General features: G+C 40.7%; 16 protein-coding genes and 1 pseudogene. All 17 read right to left on the bottom strand.

All coding sequences use genetic code 11. The features are described 5' to 3' along the window. Nucleotides 1–23: 23 nt before the first annotated feature. The 17 genes and pseudogenes from nusB to NWP17_RS14075 all read right to left on the bottom strand — a co-directional run bounded on the left by nusB (nucleotide 24) and on the right by NWP17_RS14075 (nucleotide 17,612). On the bottom strand, nucleotides 24–653 hold the full coding sequence (gene nusB / locus NWP17_RS14155) for a transcription antitermination factor NusB (protein ID WP_280655537.1): 630 nt from the start codon (nucleotides 651–653) through the stop codon (nucleotides 24–26). Between the two features lie 119 nt (nucleotides 654–772). After that, nucleotides 773–1,516: a DUF502 domain-containing protein gene (locus NWP17_RS14150; RefSeq protein ID WP_280655536.1), complete on the bottom strand. Its 744-nt coding sequence runs from the start codon at nucleotides 1,514–1,516 to the stop codon at nucleotides 773–775. 341 nt (nucleotides 1,517–1,857) lie between these two features. After that, on the bottom strand, nucleotides 1,858–2,715 hold the full coding sequence (locus NWP17_RS14145) for a glycosyltransferase family 2 protein (protein ID WP_280655535.1): 858 nt from the start codon (nucleotides 2,713–2,715) through the stop codon (nucleotides 1,858–1,860). Between the two features lie 108 nt (nucleotides 2,716–2,823). Beyond that, on the bottom strand, nucleotides 2,824–3,666 hold the full coding sequence (gene hpsJ-B, locus NWP17_RS14140) for a hormogonium polysaccharide biosynthesis protein HpsJ (protein WP_280655534.1): 843 nt from the start codon (nucleotides 3,664–3,666) through the stop codon (nucleotides 2,824–2,826). Nucleotides 3,667–3,729: 63 nt separating this feature from the next. Further along, nucleotides 3,730–4,377 carry a TIGR04282 family arsenosugar biosynthesis glycosyltransferase gene (locus NWP17_RS14135; RefSeq protein ID WP_280655533.1) on the bottom strand — a complete coding sequence of 216 codons (648 nt, stop codon included), beginning with the start codon at nucleotides 4,375–4,377 and terminating at the stop codon, nucleotides 3,730–3,732. A 162-nt stretch (nucleotides 4,378–4,539) separates the two neighbouring features. Then, nucleotides 4,540–5,508 (bottom strand): glycosyltransferase, encoded by a 969-nt coding sequence (locus tag NWP17_RS14130; RefSeq protein WP_280655532.1) that lies wholly within the window; start codon nucleotides 5,506–5,508, stop codon nucleotides 4,540–4,542. Nucleotides 5,509–5,517: 9 nt separating this feature from the next. Beyond that, on the bottom strand, nucleotides 5,518–6,522 hold the full coding sequence (gene hpsE / locus NWP17_RS14125) for a hormogonium polysaccharide biosynthesis glycosyltransferase HpsE (protein WP_280655531.1): 1,005 nt from the start codon (nucleotides 6,520–6,522) through the stop codon (nucleotides 5,518–5,520). A 128-nt stretch (nucleotides 6,523–6,650) separates the two neighbouring features. Next, nucleotides 6,651–7,622 (bottom strand): hormogonium polysaccharide biosynthesis glycosyltransferase HpsE, encoded by a 972-nt coding sequence (hpsE, locus tag NWP17_RS14120; protein ID WP_280655530.1) that lies wholly within the window; start codon nucleotides 7,620–7,622, stop codon nucleotides 6,651–6,653. Between the two features lie 72 nt (nucleotides 7,623–7,694). Then, complete coding sequence (locus NWP17_RS14115; RefSeq protein WP_280655529.1) at nucleotides 7,695–8,351, bottom strand: pilus assembly FimT family protein; 657 nt, start codon at nucleotides 8,349–8,351, stop codon at nucleotides 7,695–7,697. Nucleotides 8,352–8,398: 47 nt separating this feature from the next. Then, complete coding sequence (gene hpsC / locus NWP17_RS14110; RefSeq protein ID WP_280655528.1) at nucleotides 8,399–9,394, bottom strand: hormogonium polysaccharide secretion pseudopilin HpsC; 996 nt, start codon at nucleotides 9,392–9,394, stop codon at nucleotides 8,399–8,401. Between the two features lie 27 nt (nucleotides 9,395–9,421). Beyond that, a complete protein-coding gene (gene hpsB, locus NWP17_RS14105) occupies nucleotides 9,422–9,994 on the bottom strand; it encodes a hormogonium polysaccharide secretion pseudopilin HpsB (protein WP_280655527.1) in 573 nt (190 codons plus the stop codon). A gap of 47 nt (nucleotides 9,995–10,041) precedes the next feature. Continuing rightward, nucleotides 10,042–10,485, bottom strand: a pseudogene (locus NWP17_RS14100) (ATP-binding protein); the annotation flags it as partial. A gap of 121 nt (nucleotides 10,486–10,606) precedes the next feature. Then, complete coding sequence (locus tag NWP17_RS14095) at nucleotides 10,607–12,055, bottom strand: DUF2264 domain-containing protein (protein WP_280655526.1); 1,449 nt, start codon at nucleotides 12,053–12,055, stop codon at nucleotides 10,607–10,609. A gap of 219 nt (nucleotides 12,056–12,274) precedes the next feature. Next, a complete protein-coding gene (gene clpB / locus NWP17_RS14090) occupies nucleotides 12,275–14,929 on the bottom strand; it encodes an ATP-dependent chaperone ClpB (RefSeq protein WP_280655525.1) in 2,655 nt (884 codons plus the stop codon). Between the two features lie 290 nt (nucleotides 14,930–15,219). Continuing rightward, nucleotides 15,220–15,555, bottom strand: coding sequence for a cytochrome c6 PetJ (petJ, locus tag NWP17_RS14085; protein WP_280655524.1), 336 nt, complete (start codon nucleotides 15,553–15,555; stop codon nucleotides 15,220–15,222). Between the two features lie 142 nt (nucleotides 15,556–15,697). Then, complete coding sequence (locus NWP17_RS14080) at nucleotides 15,698–16,198, bottom strand: GNAT family N-acetyltransferase (RefSeq protein WP_280655523.1); 501 nt, start codon at nucleotides 16,196–16,198, stop codon at nucleotides 15,698–15,700. A gap of 244 nt (nucleotides 16,199–16,442) precedes the next feature. Next, nucleotides 16,443–17,612, bottom strand: a complete 1,170-nt coding sequence (locus NWP17_RS14075) for an RpoD/SigA family RNA polymerase sigma factor (RefSeq protein ID WP_280655522.1) — start codon at nucleotides 17,610–17,612, stop codon at nucleotides 16,443–16,445. Between the last annotated feature and the right edge of the window lie 782 nt (nucleotides 17,613–18,394).

Below are 18,394 nucleotides of genomic sequence, written 5' to 3'. Positions count from 1 at the left end.
GGTGATCAACTCAGGATGACATACTACACGGCTGTTTTTTGTTGAATAAATCGGCGTAGGACACCATTAATAAACCGGTGTCCTTCATCTCCACTGTAGCGTTTGGCTAACTCTACGGCTTCGTTGACGGCTACTCTGTCTGGCAGATTAAAAAACATCATTTCTGCTATGGCGATTCGCAAAATATCTCGGTCTATTTGAGCTAGGCGAGTGACTTGCCAATCTACTAAGGCTGAGGAAATGTGTTCATCAATAATTACTCGCTGTTCACTGATTATTTTCACGAGTTGGATGGCGTATCTACCCACTTCCTTGTCTTGGTTGGCCAGTTGAATTAATTCTGGAAATTCCACCGCAGCCCCTAATTGGTTGATTGCCGTTTGGGTGTAGTCAATGGCTTCTTTCAGGAGGTTTCTGGCAGTATTGAGGTCTGATGCACGGGTTTGGCTAGTTAACAGGCGTTCATTACTGCGTTGCAGTTCCCCGGTGGCATTATCTAGGGTATCTTGCACTTCTGATCTCAAGGTGCGGACTGTGGCTAGGACTAATTTTGGCAGATGCTCTTCTGTCAACTTTTTGGGGTTAATCGGCAACTGGCTGAGACTTAATAGCGCCAATTCACGAGCAATTTGTTGGGGTTTTCGTTCTTGCATGGCAGTTAAGTGCCTAAGCACTAAAAATTAATTAGCGGTTGTTAGTCGGCTGTTGTGGCAAAGTCAGATAATCATACTATCTGTTTATCGGTGACTTTGCCGGATTGATTTTCAGCTTACTAGTGGGCAGTGTCAATAGTTTGGTTATTTCGGTCTTTGGACAAAACTAGAGGTGGTAGGGGCGTATTTTGAGCGACTATCCCACCAGAAATTACTACTTTAAAAGCATCTTCTATGGGCATAGATAGGTTGATCACCTCATCCTCTGGAACGACCGCATACCATCCGGTGGTGGGATTTGGCGTGCTGGGAATGAAAACACTTAGCATGGGACTGGGCATATGGGCTTGGATATCCTGGCTCATGCTACCAGTGACAAAGGCGATCGCCCACATTCCTCTTCTGGGATACTCTACTAAAATCACACGGCGAAATTTACTGTTTGAATCTTCCAGTAGAGTTGATAACAGCTGTTTCAGGGTTTTGTATACTTGCCCAGCAAAGGGAATTGCCTGCAACACCCGCTCACCCACATCCAATAACCAACGCCCGGCAATATTGCGAGCCATCAACCCTATTAACAAAATGCTTAATAGGGGAACGGCTAGTCCTACCACCAGATTCAGTATATTTACTACTATAGGTTGGAGACCGTCAAAGGGATTGAGTTGTTTAGGAATTTTGGTGAGAAAGTTGATTACCCAACTGGCGATGGTAATGGTGAGCCAAATTGTTGTTGCTAGCGGAATTACCACCAACAAACCAGCAATTAGGTCATTCTTTAAGTCCTGTTTTAGCTGATTAATTCCCAAGTCCCTATTCTCCTGTTTCAGGTTACCGGAACTTTTGTTATTGGTATTCATACCAGAGTACTTGTCAGATTACGAATATATTGTAATATTTGTTACTGTTTAATTTCCATAACATTGCACTCAAACCCACAATTGATGGAATTTGAGGATGTTACTTTTGTTGATCAGACTTGTAAACAATTGTTGCAAGTTTCTGATATATTATTTATCCTATCGCGATTAATCAAAAGCTGCTGATAATTCTGTAAGTATTACAATACAACTAAAGCAGGAGTTTGATATGGTTGTTAACTTGCCACTAAGTCCGAGTTATTTTTATGAGAATTTAGATTTATCATAAAGGGGATGTTGCCATGCGATCGCCGCTCTTTTCTTGTTCCCTGTTGCTTGTTCTAAGTTGTCTTCTCTGCCTGAGAGTCTATTTGTAAACTGGGTGTAGGCATATTTTTCATTTCCCAAACTTTGAGCAAAATCAGATACTCGTAAAATGCTTGTAATGTACACCATGCTACGCCGGCGCGTCCGTCTAGCCAACCCCCTAACATCAAGTACATATACAGAAAGCGCAGTAATGGTCTAAAAGGTAAACGTAAAGATAAATCTTTTAAAGCCCGTCGTCTTTCAACTTCCGTTTTACCCAGGAATAAATCTGGCCATTTCACGTCTCCATGTTCAATTTGATGTAGGGTTTCTTTGGCTTCATCTGTGGAATAACGGTTATGTTTCTCAATCCAACGGCTTAAACCTTTGCTACAGGTGTAATGGGGATATGTTGCTTTCAGAAAACTGGTAGCACCGTTACATATTTCCCGTTCAGTATGACCATAGTCTGTAAACCAGACTTGACCGTGGCGGAATAAACGCATTTGATAGCGGGGGTATTGGGTGCTGTAGCGAATCCAATGATTCATGAATATGACACGTTCAGCGACGTAATAGCCAATATATTGGGGATTTCTAGTGGCTTCTACACACTCGGCAAACAGTTCTTGTGTCATGCGCTCATCGGCTTCTAGAATGTACACCCACTCATGTTTAGGTGTAATAGACTCTAACATCCAAGTGCGCTGCCGTCCGTGACTTTCAAAACGGTGTTGGACGGTACGAACAGGATACAGATTAGCAATTTCTATGGTGCGATCGCTGCTATATGAGTCTACAACAATAATATCATCACATAGCATTGCTGACTCAATACAAGGGGCAATATCTAGTTCTTCGTTGTATGTCAGTATGTAAATTGAAAACATTTGTCAGTTTTTTCAGGAATTTCTAATTGCTCAGTAGGTAGGCAATAATGCCCAAAGTGCAGTAAAAACCGGGCTATTAATGCCGTCTACTCTTGTGTTGGTGGTAAACTAGCGTGCTGCTGGTTTACGTTTACCACTCTGTAAAGCGCCCATACTTCGTAAACCTGTCCAGCCAATGATGATATAACCGATGGATAATAGCAAACTACTCATCCCAATGCGCAGTCCAGACTTCCAAGCGTCGTCCTTGGCTTGTTTTTCTGCATCTTCTCGACGTTGGCGAATTTGGGTCAATCTTTGATTGGCCTGTGCTTGGGGGTCTGTTTGCTGGGTGATAAAAGTTTCCAGTTCTTGGGGATTTTCTTTGAATCTCTTGAGTAATTCTTTTTGGGCTGGGGGAATTTCCGGGTTATTCAGCGCTTTTTGGTATGTTTCTTCATTTTTGAGTAGTTCGGTAAACTGATTTTTGGCTTGGTTTCGTATCTGTTCTAGTTGAGCCTTTCCTTGTTCGTTGTTCAGTTGGGCTTGGAGTTGGGATAACTGATTTTGCAGTTGGTTTTCTGCTTGTTCAGCATCTTGGCGCAGCTGATTGATAGCTTGAGTACTGGCTTGTCGGACATTATTTAGGTGTAAGGGAAAAATCAGCAAAAACATCAAACCGAGAACACTGGAGAATATGAGGACGGGAAATCTGATATCTAAGGGTTTTGGGCGATCGGTATCACCCACAGTATCAATCCAATAACCCACAAATAACATTCCCATTCCCACTAAAGGTACAATACCCCGGTCAACTAATGCAGTGGCCAGGCTGATTTGCCAGCCCCGATCAGTTGGTTGAAAGGGTAACATGAGAATGAAAAAATCTAGTAAAAAGGACAAAATTAAAATTATCCCCACCACCTTAAGGCTGAGAGCCGCGTTACCAGAAGCAAAACGATTAGTAGTCATGGTTTTTCAAGTTTATGGTGTGTCACAATGATGATCTTATTTAAAGTTACTTGAATATTGTTCCTATAACAGTTGTATGAAACTTATTTTATTTTGCTCCCAAATCGGTAAATCCTCTGGATTGTCTACATCAGCTAAAACAGGCAAGTAGGCAAGTGATATATTCAGCTTTTTGGCAATATTCACAGTTTGTTGCAGAACTTCAGGGGTTCCCCAGGGTATATCAAGGAATAATTCTGGAATAAGTCCAGATACACCAATTAGGTAGTAGCCACCATCAATGGCGGGACCAAGAGTGAGATCATGGGTGTTTAGCTGCTCAAAGGCTTGGTTGAGAATGTGAGAATTGATTCCCGGACAGTCTGTGCCAATAATGATCACTTGTGTTGCTCCAGATTGTATGGCTTCAGCAAGCGATCGCGCCATCCGCCCCCCCAAGTCTCCCTCACCCTGGGGACGGTAAACTAAATCTGCTCCTAACCAATCTTGCATCAGTTGACAGTTACCACCAGCAAAGCACACTTCCCAAGATATCCTAGTGGTTTTTTGCAGTTCTTTAACCCGAAATATGGTATGTTCCGTCATCTGTTGTTGTAAATTAGCAGCACCCACATCACCCAAAGCGGGTATAAGTCGGGTTTTGGTTTTCCCTGGTTCTGGGTAGCGAGTAAAAATAATTAAGTGTTGTTGGGCGATGTCTGGAGATTTCATATCATGTTCGCTTGATTACTTATTAAAAAAAAGTTGGGATGTCTACTCTAATTAGTGAAAACCTGTAACCCAAGCATCCTACTTGCTAATGATGTACCTCACTAAGCAGCGAAAACCACTATATACTATATACAGAGAAAGTCCGGGGGTGAGATGAAAAATTCACCTTTTGATCTTCTGCAAAAATTCAGTAGACAAATTACCAGGTAAAAAAATGATAATGCTAATTTTTAACAATAATTTTAACGTAAACCTTATTCTTTTCAGCCTTGAATGATCATTGATAAAATATTTCCACAAAAAACCAGCAGCAGCTATACCTTTTCCTCGGCTATATGGCTGATGGAGAGCTTTGCAGGTGAGATATTTATACAGGTTAGCCAAGCTCAAATTTTTAATATTTGTATTCTTATTTTTTAAATCTCTGACAGCATAAGCATTTTTAAACACTTGCAAACAATATTTCTCCTGCTTGGCTAGATTAGATGAAAGTGAACTAGAACTAACTCTGTATAATATTTGCACTGAAGGTACAGCCACAAAATAATATCGTGCTGCTAATCTTAACCACATATCCCAATCTTGAGCAGCTGGTAAAGACTCATCAAATCCACCTAACTCTAGTATGGCTTGTTTAACAATTAAAGGATTTGAACCATTTTCTAAAAAATTATTGATTAACAACTGCTCATAAACATCGCCATTAGCAGTAATATGTGTACCGGAAAGAAATATATCTCCATTTTCGTTAATATAATCAGTCCAGCTATAAGCAACTTGAGCATCGAGATTATTTCCCAAAGCTTGTAACTGGGCTTGCAACTTATCAGGTGTCCAAATATCATCAGCATCTAGAAAACTGACCAACTCTCCCGCTGCATGGTATAGTCCACGGTTGCGACTGACATTTCCGCCAGCATTAGCATAGGAAAATACTTTAATTCTGGCATCATCAATTTGTGAAACTATATCTAATGTTGCATCTTGTGAACCGTCATTAATAACTATTAACTCAAAATTAGTGAAACTTTGATTTAAAACTGATTCAATGGTTGATTTAATCGTTTTTTCGCAATTATAAGCTGGTATAATTACCGATATTTTTGGGTAATTTTGCACTAAGTTGTTCATATTCAAGTTTTAATTGGACTTCTGGCTCAAGGCTTTTGGTAAGTAGCGTTTAAATGTATAAAAAGGACTCATCATACTAGCTCGGTAAAATTCCACTTCAAACAGTAGAATAATGTCATCTTTGATTTGATTTTTATATGTAAGCCAATGTTTAACAATGCGGCGGAAATTGCCCAAAACTGTTTTCACCACAAGTATTGGTTTTTGCCAATTATTAGCATTAATTAAACGTAGTTGAAAAACACACAACCCGCAACCACGAGCTAAAGTTAGTAAGTAATCCTTTTCTAATCGCCAATGTGGTATTTGATGATCAATGTGCATGGCGGGATTATATAAAATTTGCCAGCCTGCTTTGTGTAAATAAAGTAATGCTTCATAGTCATCACCCTGGACAAATACCCCTGGTAATTTTCCATGCAGTTTGGGGGTCAGTGGAACTGCTTCACACCATGCTTGCTTACGAACCACCAGCCCAGCACCGGGAGGTAATCTTAAATTATCTGGATCAAATGAATGTGTTAATGAATAATATTCTCGAATAGCTAAAAAAGATTGGATTTTGTGAAAATTTTTAGGTGGTTCAACTTCATATTCACCATGAATTTCACCACTCCAAGCACCAGCTTGGGGATGTTTTTGACCAAAATCATAGGCTGATGATACCCAAACAGGATCAGGTAAGTTGTCATCATCTATAAATGCAATAAACCCTCCACGGGCTTCTTTAACAGCCCTTTGACGTGCAAATGGTATTCCTTGGTTAGGCTCCCAAAAATATCTTAAATCTATATTAAATTTTCCGCTATTTTGGTAGTCTTGGATTAATTCTGCTGTGTGGTCAGAGCTATTATTATCAATGATAATAATCTCCCATCTAATATTTTCTACTTGTGTTTGACGCGAAAGCCGGTCTAAAACTAGAGGTAAACGCTTGGCCCCATTATATGTAGGGATAGCTACGGTAAAATCTAAAACTGTATTTTCCACTGCTGTTTTTGTTTGAATTTCCATATTTTATCTAACACTTCCTAAACACGTGAGATACAAATGTAAATGATCATCTTGTAGCGCCAGCATCCTGCTTGGTAATTATGTACCTCACTAAGCAGCCAAAACCGCTATATATTGATGATATTTTGTTATTTGCCCAGCCCAAGTTTTAAATATCTGGTTTTCAACAAGAAAAATGGACTAATCAAACTGCTAACTAATAATTGATGTTTACAAACAGCGATTATATCTTGTTCCCCAGCAGCCCGATATTTAAATGAATGAACTATGATTTTACGTAAATCATTGACTAAATATGCCATGGTTGCTAAAGGTCTTTGCCAAGGTGGAGTTTTCAGCATACGTAGGTGATAACGACTTAAACCAACGCAGCGAAACAAGCTGATCAAGTATTCTTTTTGTAACCGCCATGCAGGGATTTGATGGTAAATGTGCATTTCTGGATTGTACCAAACTTCCCAACCTCCTAATTGAATATGTAGTACAACTTCTAAATCTTCACTAGCTAAACCAGCTTCTTTACCTTTGTGATTTAAAACTAAATTCTTAGGAACAGTTTGTTCCCATGCTTGTTTACGAACTACTAAACCTGCTCCTGGTGGTAGCATTTTCATTTGAGGTTCATAGCGCTGGGGTTGTGTACCCCTTTCGGTAATTGCTAAAAAAGAGGCTATTTCAGCAAAATTCTCTGGTGGTTCCACTTCAAAACTACCATGAACTTGGCCTCCATAAGCTCCCACCAGGGGATGTTGTTCCCCAAACCCATAAGCTGCTGCTACCCAGGTAGGGGAAGGGTAGTTGTCATCATCCAAAAAACCTATAAATTTACCGGTAGCTACTTCTACTGCTTTTTGTCTAGCATAGGCTGCACCCTGCTTATTTTCAAAGCTGTAGTTTAAAGGATAAGAGCATGGCCAATTTTTTTGATAAGTTTTAATCACTTGAGCCGTGGTGTCTGTGCTGTTATTGTCTATAACAATAATTTCCCAAGAAAAGTTTTCTGTATTGATTTGATTTTGCAGTCGTTCCAATAGTTCCGGTAAACGACTTGCACCGTTGTAAGTAGGTATGGCTACCGTAAAGTCAAGTTGATTAGACATAGTTAACAAGTTAAGTTTAAATTTTTGTAGTGCCGGCATCTTGCCTGCTATGATTATAGAAAGCTATTTCACTCAATCACATTGACTATCTTTCTCTGTCATCATAGAACCTAACAGGGTTTTGACTATGACACATCGCTTAGTGCTACCCAAAGACGTGGAATTGTTAGGGTTGCGTATACCCAAGACAATTTTTAAATCTATGTCGGATGCAGTACCATCACTCTTAGCTGCCAAAATACCCATATAATCAAAAGTAATAGTTTTTTCTGTAGTATTGCTCAGTGCAATATTAGTGGTGGTGGTATTGACATTAGTCAGATTTGAAGCAAGCAATATTTTCTCTGGTTCAATTCCTACATCTTGGCCTAAGTTACGCCAATTATTTGGTGTTGTACCCCCTGGATGAATTGCGATTTGGGGAACATTGCTGACAGTTTTAAAACTTAAGCTGTAATTTCGTTTGTCTTTTTTTGCTTCTCGTTGTGCTTCCTGGAGAGCAGCTAAAATAACATCATTAGCTTTATTTACAGTTTGTCTATTGACAAAACCCAGCCATGCAGGAGCAACAATCGCGCTTAAAATTCCAACCATTAGAGTTACTACTATAACTTCTAATAAACTAAATCCGGCATCGCTTTGAGTAGATGTACAACTGTTGATTAAATTGGGTCGCTTTAATATTGCCCGCAAAATTTCATGATGATTTTGGTTAAGTTTGTTAATCATTAATTTATGTGTATTGACTAGCTAAAGGATTTGTACAACTGATTAAATTAAGGCAATAAAAACCCCCTTCCTTGGGTGCGAATGCTAGAGTGAGGAAAATAAGCAGAGTTATCAGCAGTGTAGGCAGTATCTTGATTATCAATTCGCGCCAGGGCATTACCCCGGATGTAAACTTGTGCTAGTATTTGTGCTGCATCAACACAGGCGTAAAAGCCCTGAACGTCATTATTAGAATCCTCTCCCACACGTTGTCCACTGGAGCAGGTGGAGTCAGGCGCACTAGTACTGGTACTGATAAAATCAACTAAAGTTACAGGTTGATTATAAGTGTTTCCTCCTGTTAGTGAGGTTTGCCATTGGTTCATTTTTTGCTTGAGGTCAGCACCCTTAACATCATGGGCTAGTGGTGGTGAATTGAAACCAGGATCACTAGCTAGACCTATAGTGTTGGCATTAGCAGAGTTGACTGGTCCACGAATTTGAAACCTACCAATTCTCGCAGTGGGCGACCATGTGGAGTTGGAACCGTTGGGATTAGTGATTAAATAGTAGGCTACTAATGAATAAGCAAAGCCATCATCAGTTGCTGTGTCGGTGGGTGAACTAATACCGACACTATCTTTAATAAACTCTCGCTTCCAAAAAACCAGAATTGGTGTACAAACACTTGTACTGGTCTCTGGGCTAGAAGTACAATCACCGGCAGATTTAACCGGTGGTATTTGGTCTTTAATTCCTGAATTGGTAATGGTATTGCTGTCATGGTTTCTGGTTAACCCATCAGCATCGTAAATGTAAACAGCCTGTTGCAAGTCCTGTGCTATGTAATCTAATGCTGATTGAATTTCTTGCTCTGTAGCTGCTTTGGCTTGTTCTCGGCGATCGGTGTCCAACATACTAATCACAACTCCAAATAAAGGCGTTATAATTAATACTGACAACACCATAGCCACTAGCAACTCAATTAAAGTAAAGCCGCTAGTTTCATGTTTACCGGCGCGTTTAAGGTGAATACTCAGGATAAATTGAAGTAGATACATCATATGGCGGATTTACCTTGGTCGAGACGTTTAATTACAACCACCCAGGCGCGCGCAAAGGTCACTATATTGAGGTACAGCATCATTCATTTCTGTGGTAATTTCCAACAAAGGCGCTGTGCGTTGACCGATACCCCCGGTAAAAGTATTTTGAGTGTTTTTGGTGGTTGAAGTATTCTGTAAAAAAGTAGTGCTTTCACTAAAAGCATCGGCTCTATAAACCCTAATGCCCAGAGCATAACTGCTACTAGCGTTATCACGAAAAGCCTGCACAATCATATCTGTGACACTATTCTTTTCGCAAGTGCCACTACTATCAAAATCTACACAGTATAAAGATGTTCCTGTTGGGGCCACTGGGACTGTGCATGGAGAGTTGGCGGTACAAGTGAGAGTACCCGTAGCTGTGGGGGCGCTAGTTGCTGTGAAACTACTAGCAGTAGCAGGTGGCTCGGCAATTTTCCCAGACCTCAGTGCATCAATGTATGATCTGGTGGCTTGGGTGGCTAATTCTACCCGTCGAGACTGTACACGAGTGGCCACTGATAGGGAAAAAACAGGTGCAAGTCCCACTAGCAAAATCCCCACCACAACTATTGCCATTAAGGATTCAATAATGGTGAAACCTTGCTCACCGGACTGGAGGTAAAAAAGTGGACAGCCTGGTCCCCATCTTTGTATGAGAGGGTGTCAATTTCTACTTTTTTCGCCACCATAAACGAGGAGTAGAAACCCAAACCAAAGTGACCGATAATGGGTTGGTCTGATTTACCCTCATACTTGTGAATAAATTCTTCGGCGCTGGAAAAAGCCACTTGATTAATATACTTTTTCACTTCCTCAGCCGTCATACCAATGCCATTATCGCTAATGGCCAGAGTTTTCTTATTTTTGTCAATGGTAATTTGAATTTCCGGGTCACCGATATTACCGCCATATTCACCGGCGCGGGATACCATATTTAGCTTTTGAATTGCGTCTACAGCGTTGGATACCAGTTCCCGCAAGAATATTTGATGATCTGAGTAGAGAGACTTCTTAATTATGGGGAAAATGTTATCAGTGTGAATACTGATAGTACCTTGTTCTAGCATAACTTGAGACTAATAAAATTTGCCTATCTTGAATTTTAAAGGCATGATCATAGCGATCGCCTACCTTGTCTGGGTTTGTTTACACCCTAATACCAATGCGGATATCCCTACTTAACCTATTTTAAGAACTAGCTTTTTTTCCTTGGGATACTGGCGCAGCAGTGGAATATAAAGGACGGCGATATAATGCCTCATAGTTTTGAGGACGAAAGGGACGTTTAGTAATAGACTCTTTTATTTGATTAATTCTGCCATATTGTTTGAGTTTAGCAGATTTCCTGCCTTGATTATTTAACAGTTCTAATTCTATAGTTTGTGTAGATTTGTTTCCCTTAATCCGCCATCCAATAGCTTGATTAACTTCAGAAAAATCATCAACTTCAATTGGTAACTTTTCGGGGGTTGAATTCCACAAAGGAATGAACCGATCTACATAAAAAGCCACAATCAAAGACCGCAAAGACCACAAGCAACTACCCGTACCTGAGTACGGATCCAGAATACTTAAATCAGGAGTGCAATAACCTTGTGTAACTGTACCTTGTTGTAGTGAGTTATGTTGGACAAAAAAACGCCAAGTCACATCCAAGGACCGGAAAGCCAAACCCGGAGATACTTGTTCTGGTGCTAACATAGTTCCAGTTAATAATGGTGCTGGTGCAGCCATGCGGTAACAGATACTTCTCCCCATAGCGGGGAAGCCATTTTCACTGAAGAAATAGCGGTAAAACTTTAAAAACTCCCCGTGGGTTTTTTGAATAAAATTACTGTCAAACTCAGGGTCTATTTGGTTGAGCCAGAAAAGACTATAATGGATAGCCCAAGCATTATAATAGTCTACCCCTGTGGGGGGGTCATCAAACCAGCCATCACCGATGTAATGTTCTTGTTGGTAGTTTTGATATAATTCCTCAACTAATTGATCATATTTTGGGTTACTTACTCCCAAACTAGCTAGAGATTTATGAATAATTACCGGAAAAAGACACCAATTATTATTATGTAACTTTTTCTCCATTACTTGCTCTAACCAAGTGACAATTTGTTGGCGTTCTTGAGGAGAAAAATTACTCCAAAGATGGTCACGACTAATCCAAAGTCCCAGGGCAATATCCCCAGCTTCTACAATGCGTTGGTCTTTGTTATTCATTTTACCCCAGTATTCGCCATTGTGTTCGTCAGTTCCGGCGACTATACCTTGATGTAAAAGTTGAATCAAATCAATTTTGTCATTATTAATATCTAAAATATTGCCATGTCCAGAAGCAATCCAGGCAGCAGCAAGAGGAAAAAAGCGGGCAAATCCTTCTATTGCGTTGACTTTTCGACCGTGAATACTTACCGCACCTGGATAGTAAATCAGCGCCCCATGAGGGGAACGGTATTTGATAAAACCCAGAGTAAAATATTCAAATAATGCTTTGTAGCGTAAAAATGGGGTTTGATTCTCATTTAGAAAAGTAGTTTTAATTTTTGCATCTATTGCTGCATAGTTTTCAAATGGTTGAATTTCTTGCTCCCATCCCTCAACTACTCTACTGTCCCAGTTTTTGAGTTTTGCTCTGGTCATAATATACAGAGCTACACACAAATTTACAATGATAATAGTTACTAGCCAGTTCATAATATTTGTGGTAAGTTGTTGTGCTGCTAAATCCAATCATCTGTCTTTCCTAAACATAGGCAATGGCGGTATACCATGGCTACGGTGATACAAATTCAATGTGTAACAGCTTAGAAGAGTTTATTGTGTTTTTTGGGAGGACTAAAGTCCTCACTACGAAATTTTTTACTCTAATACTTGAACGGGGGATGATGAGAGAGTAACTTTTATCGGCATGGTTTTACTAAAAGTTAAACCCTGTTCTCCTATGTCAATGAAAATTGTGTCTCCAGAGATGAAAGTGTTTTCTAATAACTTGGTGGCCAGCGGGTTTTCTACTTGTCGCTGAATTGCCCGCTTGAGGGGTCGCGCGCCGTAAACTGGATCATAGCCAGCTTCTACTAAATAGTCACAAGCTGCGGCAGATATTTCCAAAGATATTTTTTGCTCTTGCAGCAGTTTTTCTACCCGTTTTAGTTGTATGCGGATAATATGGCGCATTTCTGAACGGCTGAGTGCGTGGAAAAGGATGATATCATCTACTCGGTTGATAAATTCCGGGCGGAAGTGCGATCGCAGGGCATTTGTCACCCTAGTTTGCATCATTTCATACTTACTATCATCCCCAGACACATCTAAAATATAATCGCTGCCGAGGTTGCTAGTCATGACTATGACGGTGTTACGAAAATCTACCACCCTTCCTTGGGAGTCAGTGATTCTGCCATCATCCAACACCTGTAATAAAATATTAAACACATCTGGATGTGCTTTTTCCACCTCATCCAGTAGCACCACTGAGTAAGGACGACGGCGCACAGTTTCGGAAAGTTGACCGCCTTCCTCATAACCCACATATCCAGGAGGAGCGCCCACCAACCTAGATACAGAGTGTTTTTCCATATACTCAGACATATCCAACCGCACCAAAGCATCATCAGAGTCAAAGAGAAACTGGGCTAAAGCGCGGGCTAATTCTGTTTTACCTACTCCCGTAGGTCCCATGAACAAAAATGAACCTATGGGACGGCTGGGATCTTTCATTCCCGCCCTAGCCCGACGAATAGCAGCAGAGACCGCAGCCACTGCTTCCTGTTGTCCAATCACTCGTTGATGCAAATGATTTTCTAGTTGCAGAAGTTTTTGCCGTTCCGATGCTAAAAGACGATTAACAGGTATACCAGTCCATTTAGCCACAATTTCGGCAATATCCGCCTCTGTGACTTGTTCTCGCAGCAGGGTAGAACCTTGGTTTTGAATCTCTAATAGTTGGGCTTCCTTAGCTTCGCGATCGCGCTGCACCCCTTCTAATTTGCCATACTTTAATTGAGCCGCTTTGTTCAAATCATAAGCCCGTTCGGCTTGTTCTATTTGTACCCGCAGGGCATCTTCTTCTTTTTTTAAGATGCTGATAGCTTCTAATAGCTGTTTTTCACCCTGCCACTGTTCATTAAATTTTTGCTGTTTGAGGGTTAAAGCAGCAATTTCTTGCTCAATGCGGTGAAAACGCTCCTTAGCTGCACTAGTTTCCTTTTCCTCTCCCGCTAAAGATAGCTTTTCCATTTCTAGCTGCATCAACCGCCGGTCAATGGCTTCCAGTTCTGCCGGTTTGGAAGTAATTTCCATTTTCAACTGGGCTGCTGCTTCATCTACCAAGTCTATGGCTTTATCTGGCAAAAAGCGATCGCTGATGTAACGTGCTGACAAAGTGGCGGCCGCCACTAAAGCCGAGTCAGAAATTTTCACATTATGGTGAACCTCATAGCGTTCTTTTAACCCCCGGAGGATAGAAATAGTATTTTCCACACTTGGTTCACCCACCAAGACTTGCTGAAAACGACGTTCTAGGGCTGCGTCTTTTTCAATAAATTTCCTATATTCATCCAATGTAGTCGCGCCAATACAGCGCAATTCTCCGCGGGCTAGCATGGGTTTGAGTAAATTCCCTGCATCCATAGCCCCTTGTTGATTAGAACCAGTACCAACAACAGTGTGCAGTTCATCAATAAATAAGACAATTTGACCGTTAGATTCTGTCACTTCCCGGAGAACTGCTTTTAGGCGTTCTTCAAACTCCCCTCGTAATTTAGCCCCAGCAATCAAACTACCAATATCTAAAGAAATCAACTGGCGATTTTTCAAAGATTCCGGGACATCACCGTTAACCATACGCTGGGCTAAAGCCTCAGCGATGGCGGTTTTACCCACACCAGGTTCACCAATTAGCACCGGGTTATTTTTACTGCGACGGGATAGCACTTGAATTACCCGGCGAATTTCGTCATCCCTGCCAATTACCGGGTCTAACTTTCCGGCTTTAGCTTGTTCTGTTAAATCTCTGCCAAATTTTTGTAAAGCTTCGTAGCGAGATTCTGGGTTTTGGTCTGTGACTTTTTGGCTACCACGAATACTTTTAATCTGTGCCTCCAACTTAGCGCTATCTGTATTAAAACCCTTAATTATCCGCCTTCCGATGCGTTCATCATCCGCAAAAGCCAAAATCAGATGTTCTACAGAGATGTAGGTATCCTGCATTTTAACTTTAATTTCTGCCGCCCGGTCTAGTAAAACATCCAAATGGCGACCTAGATACAGCTGATCACTTTTACCCACTTTTGGTTGACGCTGGGTAAAAACTTCTAATTGCTGCTGCAAGCGGCTGGGGTCAACTTCAGCCCTGGCTAAAATGCGGATAGCTAAACTGGTAGGTTCTTGTAAAAGAGCAATAATTAAATGTTCAACATCTAGCTGCTGTTGTTGATATGCACGAACCACGTCCTGAGATTTGACAATTGCTTCCCAGGCTGTATCAGTAAATTTATTGGGATCTGTAGGCTGCATTTTTAATGATTTGGCAATCTGGGACTCTATTGTAAGAGTTTTTCCTTTAACTTATATCTCTAATTTAAAACGAAATTCCGGCTATGGGGTAACTGTGCCAGATCGTCTGCCGATTTTAATTTAATTTTGGTGTTGATAATTTTTAGTTTAGCCGAGACTGGTTGAAAATTTGTTAGAGTGGAGCCGGTTCGGTTAATTACCGTTGTTGATGAAATACAGATTATTGGATTTAGCTTCACAACAGCTTACCCCAGAACTCTGGGGTAAGTAAGTAAAGGGACTTGATATAACTACCGCCAACCTTTCTCGGCTTGTGCTAGTACGTAGGCTGCTACATCTTCAATGTCTTGTGGTTTTAAACGTCCTTTAAAGGCTGGCATAGCTCCTTTACCTTTGGTGACTTGGGTAATAATTGCCTCTTGTGAGTACATGGCGTATTTTTCCAGGGCTTCCTTTTTCAAATTTTTATTGGCTTGAACTACATTCTTACCGCCCAGATGACAAGCGTTACAATTAGCATTAAATATTTTAGCCCCATGAGCAGTATCTGCTGCTAAAGCTGGACTGCTGAGGGCAAAGGTGAAGATAGTTATGCCTAAAAGCAGCATGACAATGATTTTTTTCATGTTCTGTTCTCTCTGCAAAACGGCTGATTTGGTCTAAGACCTGTAATAATTGTGAGTTAAATTAATTGCCAAGGTCAAAAGACAAGCCGTCAAACTAGATGCGGCGGGATGAAACCTGAAAGCCCACGAGTGCGAGCAACTTTCATGGTTGATCAACTTCGGCTAACTCCTGCATAGCTTCTGCTGTAACCCGACAAATACGCCAATCTTCTAAAATAGTAGCCCCCATACTGCGATAGAATGCTTGTGCTGATTGGTTCCAATCTAAAACACTCCATTCTAAACGTCCACAATTGCGCTCTATGGCTATTTGGGCTACTTTAGATAACAAAGCCTTACCAATACCTTGACGGCGATATTCTGGTAAAACAAACAAATCTTCTAAATAAATTCCTGGCTTAGTTAAAAACGTGGAATAGTTATGAAAAAACAGGGCAAAACCAACAGCTTGCCCTGCATATTCTGCTAATATTGCCTCAATATATTTTGGGGAGCCAAATAAATGATCCTGGAGAGCTAAAGCATTACCAGTTACAGCCTGAGACAATTTTTCATACTCAGCAAGCCCCGTGATTAAATCAAACAACACTTTGCTATCAGCTGGTTCTGCAAACCGCAAAATCAAATGGGTAGAAGAAGTCATAAATCCTTGACATTTCCCCTGGTTGAAACACAGGGGATTCTAATATGACTTATTAAATCATATCGTCTTGGGAGTGTCAAAGCCCCCCTACTCAGCTTGACTAAGATTATACTTAGCTGTGTGACTACTTGAGTTGGCATCTTATGGCTTGTTCAGCAATTGGCTAGTCAAATTAAAATGTACCTCACTAGACCGAAAAAAGCTCTAATAGCTACAGACTTGATTCAGGACTTGCATTGAGAATTTAGATTAACCATCCCTTTAATCGCTTGGCAATATGAGGGCGGCGTAACTTCCGCATAGCTTTACTTTGAATTTGTCGCACTCGTTCACGGGACAGGTTAAACATATTGCCCACCTCCTCTAAAGTACAAGGTTCGCTGGTGGTCAAACCGTAGCGCAAAGAAATTACGTCTTTCTCCCTAGGGGTCAGCACATCCCCCAAAACATCCCAAATCTCCTGACGCATCATGTTTTCATTCATTTTTGCTTCGGGAGAGAGGTTGTCTTCATCTTCTAGTAAGTCCATCAGTTCCGTGTCTTCTTCTTTACCGACACGGTGATTGAGAGACAGTGCTTGTCGCCTTAACTGTTGCAATTGGCGCAGTTGTTGCACGGTAATTTCTAAAGCTTCTGCCATTTCTGCTTCGTTGGGATTGCGACAGAGTTTTTGCTTTAGTTCTCGTTGGGCTTTTTTGAGTTTGTTAAGTTTTTCAACGATGTGGATGGGTAAACGGATGGTTCGCGCATCGTTGGCGATCGCCCGGGTGATTGCTTGTCTGATCCACCAGTAAGCATAGGTAGAAAACTTATAACCTTTATCGGGATCAAATTTTTCTGTAGCCCGATTTAAACCCATAGCCCCTTCCTGAATTAAATCTAGAAAAGGTACGCCCCGATTTAGGTAGCGCTTGGCAATTGACACCACTAATCTCAGGTTTGAGCGAATCATTTTCCGTTTGGCTACTCTACCTTGATATAAGCGATTGTCTAGTTGCTTTTCTGTCATTTCTAGCTGGGAGGCCACTTGTACCTTAGTTGCACTTTGTCCCAGTTGTAATTCCAAAGCGGCTTGTACCTCCCTAACTTCCTCCAGAAACCGGACTCGCCGCGCTAACTCTACTTCTTCGTCGGGTTTTAACAACGGATAACGGGCCATTTCTTTAAAAAATGCGCCCACAGCATCATCATGCTCGGTTTTATTGTATCCTGAAGGTCGAGCAGCTGCCATATCATCCCCATCACGTTCCTCGGATTCGAGATTTTCCATGATTGGGGCTTCTAACTCCATCACCGGTTCTAGAAGTTCGAGTGACTGTTCCTCATGTTCGGCAGTGGTTTCCAGTATTTCCATTGTTCCCAATTCAGCAATGTTCATAGTTTCCTTTAGGGATTTTTGCTTTGTTTGGTACATAATTTATTGACAGCCGCTTGCTTGAAGGTTAGTAGTTTTCCCTAACAAACAAATGCACCCCTTGATCAGACCAATAAGTAATTCAGCAGGAATAAACCCATTTATGTTGCGAGTAAACACGCCTCCCATCCTTTTTAACTTTATTTACCCTCATCCAGTTACATCTTCTTACTCATTGCTTATTCATTAGTGAAAACCAGTCCCTAGCTGTCATTTCTTGGTTCTTGTTCCATAGAACCTCTAACAAATACTGGTTTTTGCACCCAAAAACTATCTTCTCAGGTTCCAACAGAGATATTTCTTATTTTTTTCTTAAGACCCAAATCTGTCAAATCCCCTCAACCTTTATCCACTTTAACAAATGAAAACAACTCAGCCTTTACACCTCCCTAGCCTAACCTTTTATATAGTTACATAAATTTTTAAGCTTGACAGGTGAAAAATTATTACAGAATTTATAGTCTTGGGTTGCCATGCTTATTTCATCGAGCTTCCTGAAACACATGGGTTGACCAGTCTAATTTCTGGAATAACTTATTTGTATAAAAGCATCTCACAGACACAAAGGGTTGAATATCTACCAACAGGCTGAAAAACACTATATCCTATTTAGTAGTTAGTCAGACTATGATCTGCTATCTCAGGAGAGATAAGTTTATATTTTCTAGTGGACTTTAAATATTTATGCCACGTATTGTTAAGACAAAATTGTCTGGTAAATTACAGAAAAGGCAAATTATCAAGTATTATGGGTGATAAAAGTATTATGAAATACAATTTAC

The sequence above is a fragment of the Chrysosporum bergii ANA360D genome, from assembly GCF_029891735.1.
Classification (GTDB): domain Bacteria; phylum Cyanobacteriota; class Cyanobacteriia; order Cyanobacteriales; family Nostocaceae; genus Umezakia; species Umezakia bergii.
This window is presented reverse-complemented; position numbering and strand designations above follow the sequence as displayed.

Coding starts and splice junctions, on each gene's coding strand:
- nusB (WP_280655537.1), bottom strand. CDS start 653: ATGCAAGAACGAAAACCCCAACAAATTGCTCGTGAATTGGCGCTATTA.
- NWP17_RS14150 (WP_280655536.1), bottom strand. CDS start 1,516: ATGAATACCAATAACAAAAGTTCCGGTAACCTGAAACAGGAGAATAGG.
- NWP17_RS14145 (WP_280655535.1), bottom strand. CDS start 2,715: ATGTTTTCAATTTACATACTGACATACAACGAAGAACTAGATATTGCC.
- hpsJ-B (WP_280655534.1), bottom strand. CDS start 3,666: ATGACTACTAATCGTTTTGCTTCTGGTAACGCGGCTCTCAGCCTTAAG.
- NWP17_RS14135 (WP_280655533.1), bottom strand. CDS start 4,377: ATGAAATCTCCAGACATCGCCCAACAACACTTAATTATTTTTACTCGC.
- NWP17_RS14130 (WP_280655532.1), bottom strand. CDS start 5,508: ATGAACAACTTAGTGCAAAATTACCCAAAAATATCGGTAATTATACCA.
- hpsE (WP_280655531.1), bottom strand. CDS start 6,522: ATGGAAATTCAAACAAAAACAGCAGTGGAAAATACAGTTTTAGATTTT.
- hpsE (WP_280655530.1), bottom strand. CDS start 7,622: ATGTCTAATCAACTTGACTTTACGGTAGCCATACCTACTTACAACGGT.
- NWP17_RS14115 (WP_280655529.1), bottom strand. CDS start 8,351: ATGATTAACAAACTTAACCAAAATCATCATGAAATTTTGCGGGCAATA.
- hpsC (WP_280655528.1), bottom strand. CDS start 9,394: ATGATGTATCTACTTCAATTTATCCTGAGTATTCACCTTAAACGCGCC.
- hpsB (WP_280655527.1), bottom strand. CDS start 9,994: ATGGCAATAGTTGTGGTGGGGATTTTGCTAGTGGGACTTGCACCTGTT.
- NWP17_RS14095 (WP_280655526.1), bottom strand. CDS start 12,055: ATGACCAGAGCAAAACTCAAAAACTGGGACAGTAGAGTAGTTGAGGGA.
- clpB (WP_280655525.1), bottom strand. CDS start 14,929: ATGCAGCCTACAGATCCCAATAAATTTACTGATACAGCCTGGGAAGCA.
- petJ (WP_280655524.1), bottom strand. CDS start 15,555: ATGAAAAAAATCATTGTCATGCTGCTTTTAGGCATAACTATCTTCACC.
- NWP17_RS14080 (WP_280655523.1), bottom strand. CDS start 16,198: ATGACTTCTTCTACCCATTTGATTTTGCGGTTTGCAGAACCAGCTGAT.
- NWP17_RS14075 (WP_280655522.1), bottom strand. CDS start 17,612: ATGTACCAAACAAAGCAAAAATCCCTAAAGGAAACTATGAACATTGCT.